3 protein-coding genes are annotated in these 1,780 nt (G+C 53.7%); all 3 read left to right on the top strand.

Translation table 11 applies throughout. The annotated features are described in order from the left end of the window. A partial coding sequence (locus AC1RQI_RS16760) for a hypothetical protein (protein ID WP_481905753.1) occupies positions 1 to 317 on the top strand: 317 nt, incomplete at its 5' end. Then, positions 262 to 750, top strand: coding sequence for a hypothetical protein (locus AC1RQI_RS16755; RefSeq protein WP_481905752.1), 489 nt, complete (start codon positions 262 to 264; stop codon positions 748 to 750). The genes AC1RQI_RS16760 and AC1RQI_RS16755, both read left to right, overlap by 56 nt. Before the next feature lie 2 nt (positions 751 to 752). Next, positions 753 to 1,268, top strand: a complete 516-nt coding sequence (locus AC1RQI_RS16750) for a hypothetical protein (protein WP_481905751.1) — start codon at positions 753 to 755, stop codon at positions 1,266 to 1,268. The last annotated feature ends 512 nt before the right edge of the window (positions 1,269 to 1,780 follow it).

Here is a 1,780-nt window from a genome sequence, read left to right as displayed (position 1 = left end):
TCCCATCGGGCTTCCTGCAAGAGAAGAATTTCGCGTTATTATGCCAGAATGCGGTTTCTACCGCGCAGACTCCTAGGAGGGATTTTAAAGAAGTAAGAAGGCAACCGGCTAAAAACTCCGGAAAATTGCACCCTGCTTTGATACTCACCGCACGCTTTGCTATTGACCGCAAAACGACGATCTGTAAGATCTTCAACTCATCTGTAGTGCAACAGCAGATGAACATGGATGATTCCCAGCAAACCCTCAAGGAGGAGAGCAGTGAGCAATTCGATTCACCTCAAGCAATTCAGTTCCGACGAACTTGTACTCAATGAGTCCGAAACCCGGACGGTCCTCAAGTTCTTCTGGCCACAGGAATCCACTGCACATCGCATAGAAAACTCCCTCGTCGTGACCGATGATGTTCGAGCATTCGCACAGGGTCTTCTGGTTGAAGCTATAGACGCGAGTTATGCGGTCGGATTCGTTGAGGCAATTTTCCGCTCCACCGCCAACCCGACACGCGGCGCCGTTAAGGTACTTAAAGACTTTGGCAAGCGGGCAACCAAACGGTGGTTCAAAAATGCCCGGGCCAGTGATCTCACAAACGTCCAGATTTACGACTTCGTCCGAAATGACATTTCCCGCTACTTCCGAGTAAAGATGCGCGACCACCTTAACGGTCAAGCAGCGCTGGATCGGGACAGGCCAGTTGTCGCGCTTCTTTCCTACTCGAAACGTCCGTTCATGCCAAAGGTTTGGGGATAACAATGCGTAAATGGCTTTTCACGCTCGCAGGCCTACTGGTAATTGGCCTCATTGGATACGCTGGGCTTGGCTTTTACGTTCTTAAGACAAGCAGTGCTGAAACCAATGCGTCCTGCGCAATCGGGAACAGCGGAACATACATACCTCGATCCGCCTGCCGCTGGTACCTTGACCATCAGCTCAGCAGTGAGGGCAATGGTAAGGCCCAAAGCGTGCTTCACCTGGCAATCGGTTCTTACCCAACAGACGGCGAACAAGCGCGGGAGATTATGGAACTGGCTCTTTCTGAAGGCGCCCAGATCAATGGTTTCTCGCCGGTGACCGGTTACACCCCTTTGCACGAGGCAATCGTGCTCAACGAGCCACGTCTTGCCGAGTTCTTCTTACAGAGAGGAGCAGATCCGGGAATAGAAGATCGGAACAAGGAAATGACGGCGCATGAACTGCTGTCCGCTATTGAAGAACGGAATCCAGATCAGGACTTGCCGGAGATCGCGGAGCTAATACAGCAGGATTAGAAGGGGATTAACGTACGCCCTACTCCGCAGCCACGCCCCGACCTTCCCTGGGTTCGTCATCCTCACCCTTTTCAACCGGGTCCCGCCTATTAATCATAGGCGGCGGCGCTACCCAGGCTGGTCCTATCAAGTGGTGAGATAATGGGAAAACATGAGCACTTGAGTCATGGTGACCAACCCGATAACCCAGTGCGTGACATTCCCGGATCAGCCCGTTCAATACAACACGTACCTATGTGCAGCCAGCTGTAACCGATAGGAGCCCCCTGTGCACGGATGCTTTTCGCAGGGATGCCGACGGGGGTGCGCCACCGGCTTCAGTGGTGGTACGGCCAGGAGGGACTGGCGCCTTTCAGAAATGGTATCCCGCGCCATCCGACACAGCACCAGTCGCGTCTTGTTCGGACGCGAGACCTCCTGCAGAACTGAGCGCCGTCAATGGCCGGCGCTGTTTTGACATTTGTCATACACTCCGTATCCTTGCGTGCACCATTCTGATGCAGACGAGACGC

It is taken from the genome of Salicola sp. AFF1 (assembly GCF_056783195.1).
This window is presented reverse-complemented; position numbering and strand designations above follow the sequence as displayed.

Bases quoted from the DNA above. Each gene is read 5' to 3' on its own strand.
- AC1RQI_RS16750 (WP_481905751.1), top strand. From the start codon at position 753: ATGCGTAAATGGCTTTTCACGCTCGCAGGCCTACTGGTAATTGGCCTC.